Origin of the sequence: Sphingomonas sp. ERG5 (assembly GCF_000803065.1) — a bacterium.
Lineage (GTDB): Bacteria > Pseudomonadota > Alphaproteobacteria > Sphingomonadales > Sphingomonadaceae > Sphingomonas.
Map to the genome: position 1 here is coordinate 26,955 of NZ_JSXI01000039.1, position 14,313 is coordinate 41,267.

General features: G+C 63.7%; 16 protein-coding genes and 1 tRNA gene. 11 read left to right on the top strand and 6 right to left on the bottom strand.

The genetic code is table 11. The annotated features are described in order from the left end of the window. Positions 1-10: 10 nt before the first annotated feature. Together OO12_RS14290 and OO12_RS14295 are read right to left on the bottom strand one after the other, a co-directional pair. Positions 11-1,237: a dihydroorotase gene (locus OO12_RS14290; protein WP_034159392.1), complete on the bottom strand. Its 1,227-nt coding sequence runs from the start codon at positions 1,235-1,237 to the stop codon at positions 11-13. Next, entirely contained in the window at positions 1,234-2,223 is a 990-nt protein-coding gene (locus tag OO12_RS14295; protein WP_034159393.1) for an aspartate carbamoyltransferase catalytic subunit, read from the bottom strand. Before OO12_RS14295 ends, OO12_RS14290 begins: the two co-directional genes overlap by 4 nt. A 124-nt stretch (positions 2,224-2,347) precedes the next feature. Here OO12_RS14295 and OO12_RS14300 point away from each other — a divergent pair, with 124 nt between their 5' ends. After that, positions 2,348-2,926, top strand: coding sequence for a DUF805 domain-containing protein (locus OO12_RS14300; protein ID WP_200887475.1), 579 nt, complete (start codon positions 2,348-2,350; stop codon positions 2,924-2,926). A gap of 1 nt (position 2,927) precedes the next feature. Here the strand turns inward: OO12_RS14300 and ruvX are convergent, their stop codons facing one another. Together ruvX and OO12_RS14310 are read right to left on the bottom strand one after the other, a co-directional pair. After that, entirely contained in the window at positions 2,928-3,392 is a 465-nt protein-coding gene (gene ruvX, locus OO12_RS14305) for a Holliday junction resolvase RuvX (protein ID WP_034159394.1), read from the bottom strand. A 115-nt stretch (positions 3,393-3,507) separates the two neighbouring features. After that, positions 3,508-4,611 carry a DUF3089 domain-containing protein gene (locus OO12_RS14310; RefSeq protein WP_034159395.1) on the bottom strand — a complete coding sequence of 368 codons (1,104 nt, stop codon included), beginning with the start codon at positions 4,609-4,611 and terminating at the stop codon, positions 3,508-3,510. Positions 4,612-4,799: 188 nt separating this feature from the next. On the opposite strand from OO12_RS14310, the gene gatC reads away from it, so the two are divergent. From gatC to OO12_RS14340, 6 genes are all read left to right on the top strand, one after another. Then, entirely contained in the window at positions 4,800-5,087 is a 288-nt protein-coding gene (gatC, locus tag OO12_RS14315; protein WP_034159396.1) for an Asp-tRNA(Asn)/Glu-tRNA(Gln) amidotransferase subunit GatC, read from the top strand. Beyond that, the gene (gene gatA, locus OO12_RS14320) at positions 5,087-6,571 is read left to right on the top strand and encodes an Asp-tRNA(Asn)/Glu-tRNA(Gln) amidotransferase subunit GatA (RefSeq protein WP_034159397.1); all 1,485 of its coding nucleotides are present in this window, start codon (positions 5,087-5,089) and stop codon (positions 6,569-6,571) included. The genes gatC and gatA overlap by 1 nt, the downstream gene beginning before the upstream one ends. Further along, positions 6,565-6,981: a hypothetical protein gene (locus tag OO12_RS14325; RefSeq protein ID WP_235364800.1), complete on the top strand. Its 417-nt coding sequence runs from the start codon at positions 6,565-6,567 to the stop codon at positions 6,979-6,981. The genes gatA and OO12_RS14325 overlap by 7 nt, the downstream gene beginning before the upstream one ends. Then, on the top strand, positions 6,978-8,444 hold the full coding sequence (gene gatB, locus OO12_RS14330) for an Asp-tRNA(Asn)/Glu-tRNA(Gln) amidotransferase subunit GatB (protein ID WP_034159399.1): 1,467 nt from the start codon (positions 6,978-6,980) through the stop codon (positions 8,442-8,444). The genes OO12_RS14325 and gatB overlap by 4 nt, the downstream gene beginning before the upstream one ends. Positions 8,445-8,538: 94 nt before the next feature. Then, positions 8,539-9,171 (top strand): hypothetical protein, encoded by a 633-nt coding sequence (locus OO12_RS14335; RefSeq protein ID WP_034159400.1) that lies wholly within the window; start codon positions 8,539-8,541, stop codon positions 9,169-9,171. Beyond that, positions 9,168-10,016, top strand: a complete 849-nt coding sequence (locus OO12_RS14340) for a hypothetical protein (protein ID WP_034159401.1) — start codon at positions 9,168-9,170, stop codon at positions 10,014-10,016. The genes OO12_RS14335 and OO12_RS14340 overlap by 4 nt, the downstream gene beginning before the upstream one ends. A gap of 47 nt (positions 10,017-10,063) precedes the next feature. Here OO12_RS14340 and OO12_RS14345 read toward each other — a convergent pair whose 3' ends face one another. Beyond that, positions 10,064-10,279 carry a hypothetical protein gene (locus tag OO12_RS14345; RefSeq protein ID WP_034159402.1) on the bottom strand — a complete coding sequence of 72 codons (216 nt, stop codon included), beginning with the start codon at positions 10,277-10,279 and terminating at the stop codon, positions 10,064-10,066. Continuing rightward, positions 10,276-10,452, bottom strand: a complete 177-nt coding sequence (locus OO12_RS28915; protein ID WP_200887476.1) for a hypothetical protein — start codon at positions 10,450-10,452, stop codon at positions 10,276-10,278. Before OO12_RS28915 ends, OO12_RS14345 begins: the two co-directional genes overlap by 4 nt. 155 nt (positions 10,453-10,607) lie before the next feature. Between OO12_RS28915 and OO12_RS14350 the strand changes: the two genes are divergently transcribed. From OO12_RS14350 to clpP, 4 genes are all read left to right on the top strand, one after another. Beyond that, positions 10,608-10,692: transfer RNA gene (locus OO12_RS14350), tRNA-Leu, on the top strand. 63 nt (positions 10,693-10,755) lie between these two features. Then, positions 10,756-12,393, top strand: coding sequence for a trigger factor (gene tig, locus OO12_RS14355; protein ID WP_034159403.1), 1,638 nt, complete (start codon positions 10,756-10,758; stop codon positions 12,391-12,393). 199 nt (positions 12,394-12,592) lie between these two features. Beyond that, positions 12,593-13,522, top strand: a complete 930-nt coding sequence (locus tag OO12_RS14360; protein WP_034159423.1) for a glycosyltransferase family 2 protein — start codon at positions 12,593-12,595, stop codon at positions 13,520-13,522. A 60-nt stretch (positions 13,523-13,582) separates the two neighbouring features. Continuing rightward, a complete protein-coding gene (gene clpP / locus OO12_RS14365) occupies positions 13,583-14,284 on the top strand; it encodes an ATP-dependent Clp endopeptidase proteolytic subunit ClpP (RefSeq protein WP_034159404.1) in 702 nt (233 codons plus the stop codon). Positions 14,285-14,313 lie beyond the last annotated feature (29 nt).

Sequence of the window (14,313 nt, forward strand, 5' to 3'; positions counted from 1 at the left end):
CGCGTCAGAATTACAACAGCTCGGCGCCGCCCTTGAACAGGCGGCGCACCTTGCCCTGAACCGGCAGCCCGTCGAACGGCGTGTTGCCGGCGATCGCCACCATGTGATCGGCATCGATCAACCACGGCGCACCGGCGTCGAACACCATCAGATCGGCCGGCATGCCTGCCGCCAATGTTCCCGTTTCCAGCCCGAGTATTCCGGCGGGGTTGAGCGAGAGCAATGCGATCAGCCGCTCGATCGGGATCAGTTCATCGCGCACCATGCCAAGCGACAGCGCGAGAAGAGTTTCCGCGCCAGCCATGCCGGTTGCCGAATCCGCGAAGGGTAGGCGTTTTTCCTCCGGCCCGCGCGGGTCATGACCCGAACACAGCACATCGATCGTCCCGTCGGCCAGCGCGTGCAGGCAGGCCTGGCGATCGCTTTCGTCGCGCAACGGGGGCGACAAATGCGTGAAGGTCCGGAAGTCGCTCATCGCGATGTCCGATAGCAGGAGATGGGCAGGGGTAATGCCGCAGGTCACTGCCACGCCCCGGCGTTTCGCCGCACGGACGAGGTCGAAGCCCGCCGCGGTGGTCACCTGCCGCAAATGCAGTTTTGCGCCGGTCTCTTCGGCCAGCATCAGGTCGCGCGCGATCGCCAATGCCTCGGCAATCGCCGAGGCAGAGGGCAAGCCCATGCGCGTCGCCGTTTCGCCCGAGGTCGCGACGGCGCTGCCGACCACGCCGCCATCTTCGGGATGGGCGATGACGGTCAGGCCAAGGTCACCGGCATAGGCAAGGACTTTGCGCATCACGCCGGAATCGGCGATCCATCGTTCGCCCGTGCCGACCGCACGAGCACCAGCGTCGCGGTTGATCGCCATTTCGGCGAGATCCTGACCGGCCAACCCGCGGGTCGCGGCGGCGATGGGATGAATCCACAGGCCCGGACGTCCGATCAGCGCGGCGCGCTGCACCACGCCGGGTTCATCGAGCACCGGGGTCTGGTCGGGCATCAGTCCGACCCGCACGATCCCGCCGGCATGGCAGGCGGGAATGTCGATCGTGAAGACGCCCAGATCGACGATCGCCGGCGCGAGCGTTGCGCCCTTGCAGTCGATGACCTCCGCATCCTTGGGGATCTTGATGTCGCCGCTCGCGGCGATGGTTTCGCCGCGCACCAGGACCGCGCCCTTGCTCGCGCCGGCAACGGGGCAGACCAGATTGGCGTTGGTCAGCGCAAAGGTACGGCTCATGACCAGCCTTTCACGCGGCGTGCGCGGCGCGTCAGTACGTCGAGACAGGCCATGCGTACGGCGACACCCATTTCGACCTGTTCAGTGATCGCCGAATGCACGACATGATCGGCGACGGCGGAGTCGATCTCGACCCCGCGGTTCATCGGGCCGGGGTGCATGACCAGCACGTCGGGCTTGGCCCGGGCGAGCCGGGCGAGCGTCAGGCCGTAGCGCAGATGAAACTCGCGGTTGGACGGAATGAAGCCGCCGCTCATGCGCTCGTTCTGCAGCCGAAGCATCATCACCACGTCCGCGCCCTCAAGCGCCTGGTCGAAATCCGAGAAGGGCGTGACGCCCATCCGCTCCATGCCCGCCGGCATCAGTGTGGACGGTGCGCAGACGCGTACTTCGGCGGCAAGTGCCGTCAGCGCGAGAATATTCGAGCGGGCGACGCGGCTGTGCAATATGTCGCCGCAAATCACCACGCGCTGTCCGGCCACCGTTCCGCGGCGTCGGCGGATGGTCAGCGCGTCGAGCAGCGCCTGAGTCGGGTGTTCGTGCTGGCCATCGCCGGCATTGAGCACAGGACAATCGACCTTGTCGGCGATCAGCCGCACCGCGCCCGAACTCTGGTGGCGAATCACGATCACGTCGGCGCGCATCGCATTCAGCGTCATCGCCGTGTCGATCAGCGTTTCGCCCTTCTTCACCGAGCTTTGCGCGGCATGCATGTTGACGACATCGGCGCGCAGGCGTTTTCCGGCGATCTCGAACGACAATAGCGTCCGGGTGCTGTTTTCGAAGAAGGCGTTGATCTGAGTCAGGCCACGCAATTGCTTGTGGCCCTTGTCGCGGCTGCGATTGCTCTCGACCCATTGTTCCGACTCGTCGAGCAGGAACATGATCTCATGCGGTTGCAACCCGTCGATCCCGGTGAGGTGCCGGTGCGGGAAAACGGCGCTTCCGGCAAATTGGGAAGCGGGGCGGTGATCTGAAGCTGGCATTAAAGGGATCGGGTAGCGGCGCTTGGGCCGCGGCGCAAGGCTCCGGTTGGATTGATGGACAGGGTTGTCACGTCATGAGAAAACCCACCGATCGGGGGAGAAATCGATGCACATGTTTTTCAGCATGATCCGGCGCGGACTTGGCAAGATTCCGACCTTTTCGGGACGCGACTCGCTCAGCCAGTTCTGGATGTATGCGGGTGCGGTTTTTGGGCTCGCCATGGCGAGCTGGGTGGCGGTGTTTGTCCCGACGATGGTGTCGATTTTCGTGGCGATGCAGAAATTCGCCGTCGAACACCCCGACCAGGCGGAAATCCAATCTGGACCGGGATCGTATTCGATCAGCATCCAGGGCAACCACCCCGAATTGACGCCTGATTTCGGCGGACTGATGGCTGCCCTGTCGGTCATCGTGGCGGTGGTGGTCGTCCTGCTGGCCAGCGGGGTCGTACGGCGACTGCACGATCGCGGGAAAAGCGGCTTCTGGGCACTGCCGACGCTCATCCTTCTGACCACGAGCATGATTCTCGCGCCGCGCGTGTTTAGCGAATTCGGCAAGGGCGGCGAGCCCGACATGAGGCTGTTCTGGGGGATGATCCTGAATAACTTCGTCTACCTTGCCTCAGCGGCGATCCTGCTCGTGCAGTTGGTCCAGCGCGGTTCGGTGGACGCCAATCGCTTTGGAGATCCGCCGCTTCCCTGACCTAAGCGCTGACCAGCGCGTCGATCGCGCCTTGGAGAATGTACGCGGCGGCCATCTTGTCGACCAGTTCGGCGCGTTTTGCGCGGCTGGCGTCCTGTTCGATCAGGGTGCGGGTCACCGCCTGAGTCGACCAGCGTTCGTCCTGCAGGAAGATCGGCAGGCCGAGATCCTCCATGTTGCGGGCAAAGGCGCGGCTCGACTGGCTGCGCGGGCTTTCGCTGCCGTCGGTCAGGTTGAGCGGCAGGCCGATGACGATCCCCTTGACCTGCTGCTCGGTGATCAGGGCGACAAGGGCCAGCTTGTCCTTCTGGAACTTGGTGCGGCGGACGAGGGTGGCAGGCGAAGCGAAGCTCCAGCCCGCGTCGCACAGTGCCGTGCCGATCGTCTTGGTGCCGACATCCAGCCCGATCAGCCGGCCGCCGGTGGGGAGGGCGTCCCGAAAGGCCAGGCGGTCGGTGGTGATCATTTCACTCCCTTCCGTTCGTGCTGAGCTTGTCGAAGCACAGTTCTGCTCCTTCTCATCGGTCGACGAGAAGAACGGCCCTTCGACAAGCTCAGGGCGAACGGGGACAGGGAAACCTTCATCTCGCCTCGAACGCGGCCAGCCGCCGCGCGGCATCGGCGCGGACGTTCGCCCAGAACAAGCTGTAATCATAGACGTGGTAATTGTTGCCCGGGAGCACATAGCTGCCCATGTTCGGCCCCGCACCGATCAGCAACAGACCGCGGCCTTCGCAGCGTGCCGGAACCTGCCCGGCGACGACCGTCGCGCTGGCCAGGTCGGCCGAGGGAAGCAATGTGCCAAGGTTCGCGGTCGCGGGCGCCGCGGCATCGGCGGTACCGGTTAGCGGGTTGGTGCAGACCATCGGAGTGCCCTTGCGCGGCTGGCCGTTGAAGCCGGTCGTGGTGTCGAACGTGTCGATGATCAACTGGGGTTCGGCCGGCTCGGCGAAGCTTTGCCAGGACAGGATGCAACCGGCCTGGTCGGCGCGGGTGCATTCGGCAAGACCCAGCAGCGGCAGGTCGGTGGTGCGCGACACCGGCCATCCGACGACATAGGCCGCGACGATCCGCTTCGCGAGCGGCGTGCCGGCGATGCGCTCGCGGAGCAGGCGAGTGAGGTGCAGCGCGCCCTGGCTATGCCCGGCAAGGATGATCGGCCGGTCGCCGGCTTCTTTCAGGAACTGGTCGAACGCGGCGGTAACGTCGCGATAAGCGAGGTCGAGTGCCTGGGTCGCTTCCGCCTGACTGGTCAGGAATGCGCCGAACGTCGCCTGGCGATAGCGCGGCGCCCAGATCGCGCCGCTCTCGTTGAACGCGGTCGCCTGGCCGCGCAGGAACAATATCGCGCGATCATTGGCTTCTGCGTCGTCGAGCGGCGCATTCCAGTGCGAGCGGTCGAGATAGGAAGTCGGGTGGATGTAGAAGACCGCGGCGATGGGCGCGGTTGCCGGCTGATAGCCGGTCGGTGTCCAAAGCGCCGGATTGCCGCGCTTGTCGGGGCGGGCGATCCATAGTTTCGGGTCGGCATAGGCGTTGGCCGGCTGCGCGGGCAACGCCTCGAACGTGGCGCTCGGTACCGTCGCGAAACGGATCAGCTGCGGCCCCCAAAGCCGGTAGGAAACCAGCGCCGCGATGGCCAGCACGATGAGGATCGCGATGAGGTAGAGGAACTTCCGGGCCAAACGCCAAACTCCATTGCGCAGACGGGCATGGCCGCCTGCCGAGCGTGATGGCAAGCGCCGTGCATCAGGAATGCGATGCTTGCAATTGTTGATCGGCGACCAGCCAACGGGTGGTCTGGTCGAATAGGCGGGGCCAAAGCGCGCCTTTTTGTTGCGTGGGCGCGGCGGCCTCTGCTAGCCGCACCGGCATGTCAGTCGATATCGCAACCGTCAAAAAGATCGCGAGCCTTGCCCGCATCGCGATCACCGAGGAGGAGGCCGCGCGTATCGCGCCCGAACTCGACAATATCATGGGCTGGATCGAGCAGTTGGGCGAGGTCGATTGCACCGGCGTCGAGCCGATGACCGCGGTCATCCCCAATCATCTGCGCCTGCGCGACGATGTCGTCACCGATGGTGGCGTGCGCGACGCGGTGCTGTCCAATGCCCCCCAGGCCGAACACGGTTTCTTCACCGTGCCCAAGGTGATCGAATAATGACCGACCTGACCGATCTGGGCGTCGCGGCGATCCGCGACGGGGTGCGTACCGGCGGCTTCTCGGCGCGCGAAGTCGCCGATGCGTTCATCGACAAGGTGAGCAAGGCGAAGGCGCTGAACGCCTTTCTGGTCGAAACCCCCGATCATGCCATCGCCGCCGCCACGGAAGCCGACGCGGCGCGTGCGGCGGGCGAAGCGTTGAAGCCATTGGCCGGCGTGCCGATCGGCATGAAGGACCTGTTCTGCACCAAGGGCGTCGCCTCGACTGCTGCGAGCCATATCCTCGAAGGCTTCACGCCGCCCTACGAATCGACCGTGTCGGGCAAGCTGTGGGACGCCGGTGCGGGCATGCTGGGCAAGCTCAACATGGACCAGTTCGCGATGGGATCGTCGAACGAGACCAGCGCGTTCGGCAATGTCATTTCGCCCTGGCGACGGGCCGACGGCGGTAACGCGCCGCTTGCGCCGGGCGGGTCGTCGGGCGGCAGCTCGGCAGCGATCGCCGCGCGGCTGTGCCCAGCGGCGACCGGCACCGATACGGGCGGGTCGATCCGCCAGCCGGCTGCTTTTACCGGCATTTCCGGGATCAAGCCGACCTATGGCCGTTGTTCGCGCTGGGGCGTGGTGGCGTTCGCCTCGTCGCTCGATCAGGCCGGGCCGATGGCGCGCGACGTGCGCGATTGCGCGATCATGCTGGAGGCAATGTCGGGCTTCGATCCGAAGGACTCGACCTCGCTTGAGCTCGAGGTGCCGAAATGGGAGCAGGGCCTGTCCGGCAATCTGCGCGGCAAGCGCGTCGGCATTCCCAGGGAATATCGCGTCGACAATATGCCGGGCGAGATCGATGCGCTGTGGCAGCAGGGAATCGACTGGCTGAAGGATGCCGGCGCCGAGATCGTCGATGTGTCGCTGCCGCATACAAAATATGCGCTGCCGGCCTATTACATCATCGCGCCGGCGGAAGCGTCGTCGAACCTCGCGCGTTATGACGGCGTGCGCTACGGCCTGCGCGATCTGCCCGACGGTGCGAACCTGCAGGATATGTACGCGGCGACGCGTGCGGCGGGCTTCGGCCCCGAGGTCAAGCGCCGCATCCTGATCGGAACCTATGTGCTGTCGGCGGGGTTCTATGACGCCTATTATACTCAGGCGCAGAAGGTGCGGACGTTGATCTCGCGTGATTTCGACCGGGCTTGGGAGAGTTGCGATCTGCTGCTGACCCCGACCGCGCCATCGGCGGCGTTCGCGCTGGGCGAGAAGCTGGCCGATCCGCTGGCGATGTATTTGAACGACGTGTTCACCGTGCCCTCCTCGCTGGCGGGGTTGCCGGCGATGTCGGTGCCGGGCGGGCTCGACACGGGCGGCCTGCCGCTCGGGCTGCAGATCATCGGCAAGGCGCTGGACGAGCAGTGCGTGCTCAATGCCGGCCTTGCGCTGGAGGAGCGTGCCGGGTTCGTGGCGCGACCGGAGGCTTGGTGGTAACGCCGAACGGATTTCACGATCGCAATCTTGAGGTTCTGCGTGAGGCGCAGACCGCGCTGAATGTCGCGTTCGGCGCGATCCTCAGCGCCTATATCGGCAATTCGCTGGCCGAGATCGACAATGGCCCGTTCGATCATACGGCGCTGGCGAAGTTCTTCGTGTATATCGCCATCTTCATCATCGGGCTATGTGTCGGCAACAGCGTGATCCTGCGCGGCGAATTCCGCCTCGGCGCGCTGTTCTTGGCGATTGCGGCTGGCGCTGCGGTCGCCGCGCACAGCCAGGGACGTTCGCTTGGGTTCGAAGTGGCCATCCTGCGCATCCTGGCCGGGTGCTGGGTCGGCGCGCTTCTCGGCAGCAATGCGGTGCTGACCGCAATTCATTATATTCATCATCGGAATCGGAAATGAGCGACTATCGCATCCAGGGTGCCACCGGCGAGTGGGAGGTCGTGATCGGCCTTGAAGTCCATGCCCAGGTCACTTCGAACGCCAAGCTTTTCTCGGGCGCGGCGACGGCGTTTGGCGCCGAGCCGAACACACAGGTGTCGCTGGTCGACGCGGCGATGCCCGGCATGCTGCCGGTGCCCAATCGTGAGTGCATCCGCCAGGCGGTTCGCACGGGCATGGCGATCGATGCGCAGATCAACAAATGGTCGCGCTTCGACCGCAAGAATTACTTCTATGCCGATCTGCCGCAGGGTTATCAGATCAGCCAGCTCTATCATCCGCTGGTCGGTGAGGGCGCGATCGACATCAGCCTCGATGAAAAGAACCCCGATGCCAGCGGCAAACGCATCGGTGTCGAGCGCATCCATGTCGAGCAGGACGCCGGCAAGCTGATGCACGACCAGCATCCGACGCGCTCCTATGTCGATCTCAACCGATCAGGCGTCGCGCTGATGGAAATCGTGTCCAAGCCCGACATGGCTTCTCCAGCGGAAGCAGGTGCTTATCTACGTAAGCTCAGATCGATCCTGCGCTACGTCGGGTCGTGTGACGGCAATATGGAAGAGGGATCGATGCGCGCCGACGTCAATGTCAGCGTGCGCAAGCCCGGCGATCCGCTTGGGACCCGGACCGAGACCAAGAACGTCAATTCGGTCCGCTTCGTGATGGCGGTGGTCGAGCAGGAAGCGCGCCGCCAGGTCGATGTGATTGAGGACGGCGGACGCATCGTCCAGGAAACGCGGCTCTACGATCCCGACCGCAACGAGACGCGGTCGATGCGCTCCAAGGAGGACGCGCATGATTACCGCTATTTCCCCGACCCTGATCTGTTGCCGCTCGAACTCGACGAGGCGTTCCTCGCCGAATGTCGCGAAAGCCTTCCGGAACTGCCCGACGCCAAGCGTGCGCGCTACGAGGGCCTGGGCGTCACGCCATATCATGCGGCGGTGTTGACTGCCGAGGTCGAGACGGCGCGTTGGTTCGATGCGCTGCTCGATGCCGGCGCCAAGGCGGCTCCTGCTGCCAACTGGCTCACGTCGGAACTGTTTGGCGCGCTCAACCGGCTTGGCAAAGGGCTGGAAGAGAGCCCGGTCAGTCCGACTCAGGCGGCCGAGCTGCTTGGTCTCATCGCCGATGGCACAGTGTCGGGCACGCTGGCCAAGCAGGTGTTTGAGATCATGCTCGAAACCGGGCAGGGAGCAGGGGCGATCGTCGAGGAACGCGGCCTGAAGCAGACCAGCGATACCGGCGCGATCGAGAAGGTCATTGCCGATGTGATGGCCGCCAATCCCAATCAGCTCGAACAGTATCGTGGCGGCAAGGAAGCGTTGTTCGGATTCTTCGTCGGCCAGACGATGAAGGCAATGGGCGGCAAGGCCAACCCGGGCGTGGTCAATGAATTGCTGAAAAAGGCGTTGGGCTAAGCATCCGCGCCGACGCGGTTCTTGCCGTGTCCCGCGCCGGCGTTAATCTCTCCTCATGCGCGATCGAGTCGCGTCGTTCTTGAGGGGGGACATAATGAAGTCAGGGGGGGGCGCCGCCGTGTTTGCGGTAACGGCGTTGATGCTGGGCGAAAGCGCAGCATTGTCGCAGGGGATTGCCGCCTCAGCGCCGCCGACACATTCTCTCGCCGACAGCGGATCGCCCTTCGGTGCACCGTCAACGACGATGGGTAATACGGCCGACGTGACGATGCCCGAACTGGCGTTCAAGGGCGACGGGACCGAGGCGGCCGACTTCGACAAATATTATGCGTTCCGCCGCGCGGACACGGATTTCGCCACCGCTTATGCCGATATCGCCGAATGCGACGGCTATGCCCGCGGGCTGCAAAGCGGGATCGGATACCAGCAAGTGCCCTATCCCTATGCCGGTACGATGGCGGGCGCAGTCGGCGGAGCGATCGGCAGTGCGATGGCGATGGCGATCTTCGGATCGGCCGAGAAGCGCCGGTTGCGTCGCGTGAACATGCGCACCTGCATGAATTTCAAGGGTTATGACCGTTACGGCTTGCCCAAGGGCTTGTGGGAGAAATTCAACTTCGAAGAGGGGTTGTCCGGCGTCAGCGAGGAGAAGCGACAAGCCTATCTCAAGCAACAGGCTCTCGTCGCCTCATCGGCTTCGCTGCAGGGTAAGGTATTGGGACGATGAAGCGGATCATGCTGAGCGCCGCGCTCGCACTGGCTGTCGCCATGCCGGCCGTCGCCAAGGAAAAGCCGCCGGTTTTCGTCGAGACCGCGTCGATTCCGGACAAGCCGGTCGTCGCCTTCAATCCGGCCAAGGCTTATGCCCTGCTGCGCACCGAAGTGGCGACGCCGCTTCTGCTCATGAAAGTGCCGACGGCCGAGGATCAGGTGGTCTACGACAAGCTGCGCGCTGCCGCACTCGACGAAGCGCGGCGCAAATATGCGAAGAAGCTCGCCAGCTATAAAGAGAGCCTGGCTCTGGCGACCAAGACCTCCGGCGTGCGCGTTCCGGAAAAGCCGGTCGAGCCGACCGAAGCGAATTTCGAATTCACGCCCTTCGGGATGATGGCCAGCGTTTCGGTCGGGCCGATGTACCGGTTCGCCAAAAGCAAGACGAGCTCAACCTATCTCCAGGAACTGACGCCGGGGACTTACCGGGTCTATGGCACGCTGGCCGCGGTGCCGGGGGCAGCCGCTGCGGGTAGTTGCTATTGCATGGGAAGCGTGGCGTTTGACGTCAAAGCGGGAGAGATCACCGATCTGGGTGTGATCTTGGCTGGTGACCCTGTTGCACGTGTCCCCGGCGATTCGTCCGCGCCGGTCGATCTCAGCGGGCAGAAATTGTTCCAGGCCGCGCCGGCCGCGATGGTGATCGATCCGCGCATCGCCAGTCGGACGATCACCCCGGCGCGCTATAAACCGGCTGGCAAGCTCCCGAATTATTTCGGAGTCACGATTACGCGGATGCCGGAAATGCCTGGGGTATTCCGGTACGAGCGGGACAAGATCGTCGATCTGACGGCGCAATGAAGAAACATGGCGGGGCGCAACGCCGCCCCGCCTGCCTGGCCTGCCCGCTACTGCGCGTCATCCTCCTGATTCTTCGTCACGCCGCCGGTGCCGCCGACGCCGTCGGGCGACCCGGCAGAGGTGAATGTATCGGGCTCCGGGCCGCCTTCGCCGCGCTCGACCGCGTCCTTGCGTGCTTCAACGATCTGTTCGAGATCGCTGCGCGCATCATTATCGTTATCCGGAATGCTGCCGGGAGGCGGATTTTTGGGACGATCGCTCATGCGAAATCTCCCAGGTCGACGGGTTGCCCCGGCGCATTGCCTGGCCCGGTGTCCGGCTGCGGGGCAGGGATGTCGATGTCCGGCGCAATGGGATTGACCTCCGGCGGAGCCGGCACGGGCTGGGCAGGCTGACTCGGCTGGGGCGGCACTTCGGTCGGGGGCGTGGTGGCCATAATCAATCTCCTCAGGTTCCAAACGCCCCGGAATCGCGTCGGTTGCCTCCGCACTTGCCAGCGACCGCGATATTGCTATGGCCCTATATTGTAATGGGCAGCTTGCCCCGCGACGCGGGGCTGGTATAGACGCCGCGCAATCGGCGGTGTCCCATGCGGGCGTGGCGGAACTGGTAGACGCGCCTGGTTTAGGTCCAGGTATCGCAAGATGTGGGGGTTCGAGTCCCTTCGCCCGCACCAGTCCCGCTACAGTTTGCGGGACCTTCGCTTCCTGGAATTTCGGATAAGGCTTGAGTAGTTATCATGCAGACTGTCGAGACGTTGAACGAGGGCCTGAAGCGCGCCTACACGCTGAAGATCACCGCGAAGGACATCGATTCCAAGGTCGATGCCGAGCTGAAGCGCGTTGCGCCGCAAGTGCGTATGCCCGGCTTCCGCCCCGGCAAGGTGCCCGCGAATCTCGTACGCAAGATGCACGGCCCGGCGCTGGCGCAGGACGCGCTCAACAGCTCGATTCAGGAAGGCGTGCAGCAGTTGCTCGCTGAACAGAAGCTGCGCCCCGCGATGCAGCCTTCGGTCAGCCTCGAAAATGATTACGAGCCCGGCAAGGACGCCGAGCTGAAGGTCGAGCTGGAAGTCCTGCCCGATGTGCCGACTCCTTCGATCGACGGCTTGACGCTCGAGCGCCTGACCGTCGCAACCGATGAGACCGCGCTCAACGAACAGCTGCAGAAGTTCGCTGACCAGCAGAAGCGCTGGGAAGATGCCAAGGCGACCTACAAGGCGAAAGCCGGCGATCTGGTCGTGATGGATTTCCTCGGCAAGGTCGGCGATGTCGCATTCGACGGCGGTACCGGTGAGGACATGTCGGTCGAGATCGGCTCGGGCCGTCTGATCCCTGGATTCGAGGATCAGGTCATCGGTGTGAAGACCGGTGACGAGCGCCAGATCAACGTGACGTTCCCCGACGATTACAATGTCGACACGCTGAAGGGTAAGCCCGCGACGTTCGACCTGACGATCAAGGCGGTGAAGACCGCCGGAGAGACCAAGATCGACGACGAACTCGCGACGTCGCTCGGCCTGGAAAGCCTCGAGCAGCTCAAGGGCCTGCTCAAGGGCCAGATCGACCAGGAGCTGAACGGCCTGACTCGCACCCATATGAAGCGCAAGCTGCTCGATCAGCTTGCCGAGGGTCATGATTTCCCGGTTCCGCCATCGATGGTTGAAGCCGAGTTCAATCAGATCTGGTCGCAGCTCGAGCATGAAGCGAGCCATGAGGAAGATCCGGCGGCGGCGATTGCCGAGATGGAATCCGAGCGCGCGGACTATCGTGACATCGCCGAGCGCCGCGTGCGTCTTGGCCTGCTCCTGTCGGAAATCGGCCAGGCCAATGGCGTCGAAGTCAGCCAGCAGGAAATGAACCGCCTGATCGCGCAGGCCGCGCAGCAGTACGGCCCGGAAGATCGCCAGCGCTTCATGGCTTATGTGCAGCAGGAGCCGATGGCGGCCGCCCAGCTGCGCGCCCCGCTGTACGAGGACAAGGTGGTCGACTTCCTGTTCGAGAAGGCGACGATCAGCGATCGTGAAGTGACCCGCGAAGAACTCGAAGCGGCGATCGAGTCGGAAGATGGTCACGTTCATGGCCCAGGTTGCGGCCATGACCATGATCACGATCATGACGCCAAGCCCAAGGCGAAAAAGGCCGCTGCCAAAAAGGCTGCTCCCGCTGAGGCCGCTGCCGTCGAAGAGACGCCGGTCGAAGCGAAGCCCGCCAAGAAGGCCGCCGCGAAAAAGGCTGAGGCTCCTGCCGAAGTCGTCGAAGAGGTGAAGCCGGCTGCAAAAAAGGCCCCCAAGCCCAAGGCTGAAGCGGCTCCGGCCGAAGAGGCTGCGCCGGCGAAGAAGCCAGCAGCCAAGAAGCCGGCGGCGAAGAAGGCGTAAACGCGGTTCTTCGCCTCCCGTCGTCCCCGCGCAAGGGCCACCCATCAAGGCAATATTTTGATGGGGCCCGAAAACGGGGGGCTTCTTCTTCAGGTTTGAAGAAGCCGCTTCGGGTGGATGGCGAAAGGCAGCGAGATTCCCGCTTTCGCGGGAATGACGGGTGGGGAATGGTGTGACGCAAACTGTCGATGGCCAAGCGCTGCACCCCCGCATCGCCGTGCTGCTGCCATGCTATAATGAGGAAACGGCGATCGCGCAGACGGTCGCCGGTTTCCGTGCGGTGCTCCCGCACGCCACGATCTACGTCTATGACAATAACAGCCGCGATCGGACGATCGAAGTCGCGAAAGCGGCCGGTGCGATCGTGCGCAGCGAACGTATCCAGGGCAAGGGCAATGTCGTGCGCCGCATGTTCGCGGACATTGACGCCGACATCTATGTCATGGCCGATGGCGATGCGACCTATGATGCCGCATCCGCGCCGGCACTGATCGCGCGGGTGCTGGACGAAAAGCTCGACATGGTGGTCGGTTCACGCGTCACGCAGGAAAGCGCTGCCTATCGCCGCGGCCACCAATTCGGCAATCGCGCGATGACCGGCATCCTGGCGCGCCTGTTCGGGCGCAGCTTCACGGATATTTTTTCCGGCTACCGAGTCTTTTCGCGCCGTTTCGTGAAGAGTTTTCCGGTCCTGTCCTCCGGTTTCGAGATCGAAACCGAAATCAGCGTCCATGCGCTCGAACTGAAGATGCCGGTCGGCGAGATCGAGACGCCTTATTATGCGCGTCCCGAAGGATCGGTGTCGAAGCTCAACACCTATCGCGATGGTTTCCGCATCGCGCGCACCATCGCGACGCTTTACCGGATCGAGCGGCCGATGCTTTTTTTCGGCATTATCGCGGGCTTGCTCGCCGCACTTGCGGTGATTCTCGCGGTACCGCTGGTCCTGACTTATATGGATACGCACCTGGTGCCGCGCTTCCCGACCGCGATCATGGTGACGGGCCTGATCATCCTCGCTTCACTCAATATCTTTGCCGGGCTGATCCTCGATACGGTGGTGCATGGCCGTCGCGAGGTACGGCGACTGGCTTATCTGGCGCATCAAGCTCCCGGCAACGGGGGTTGAACTCGCTTTCGCCAAGGCCGATGTAGGCTGTCGCAAGGGCATAAAGGATTCAAGACTTCCATGCATAACCCGTTCGACACCGGCGACTTCATGCGTCCCCTCACTACCGCCGGCTTCGCTGCGCAGGATCCTCAGTCGGGCCTGGTCCCGATCGTGATCGAGCAGTCCAACCGCGGTGAACGCAGTTTCGACATTTACTCGCGCCTGCTGCGCGAGCGCATCATCTTCGTGACCGGTGGGGTGGAGGACCATATGGCCTCGGTCATCAGCGCACAGCTGCTCTTCCTGGAGTCGGAGAACCCCAAGAAGGATATCTTCATGTACATCAACTCGCCGGGCGGTGTCGTCACGGCGGGCATGGCGATCCATGACACCATGCAATATATCCGTCCGCGCGTCGGCACGGTGTGCATGGGGCAGGCCGCCTCGATGGGCAGCTTCCTGCTTGCCGCGGGTGAGCCGGGCATGCGGGTTGCGCTGACCAATTCGCGCATCATGATTCACCAGCCTTCGGGCGGGGCGCAGGGCATGGCGTCGGACATCGAGATCCAGGCGCGCGAGATTCTGCGCATCCGGGCACGGATGAACGAGCTTTACGCACAATATACCGGCAAGCCGGTCGAGGAGATCGAGCGCGCCATGGATCGCGACAAGTTCATGTCGTCGGACGAGGCGAAGGAGTTCGGCCTGATCGATGAGGTGTTCGACAAGCGTCCGGCGATTACGGACGAATCGGGCACGCCGGTGCTGCCGGCATCGTAAGGCGATTTTGACACCATTCGTCGTAAGAC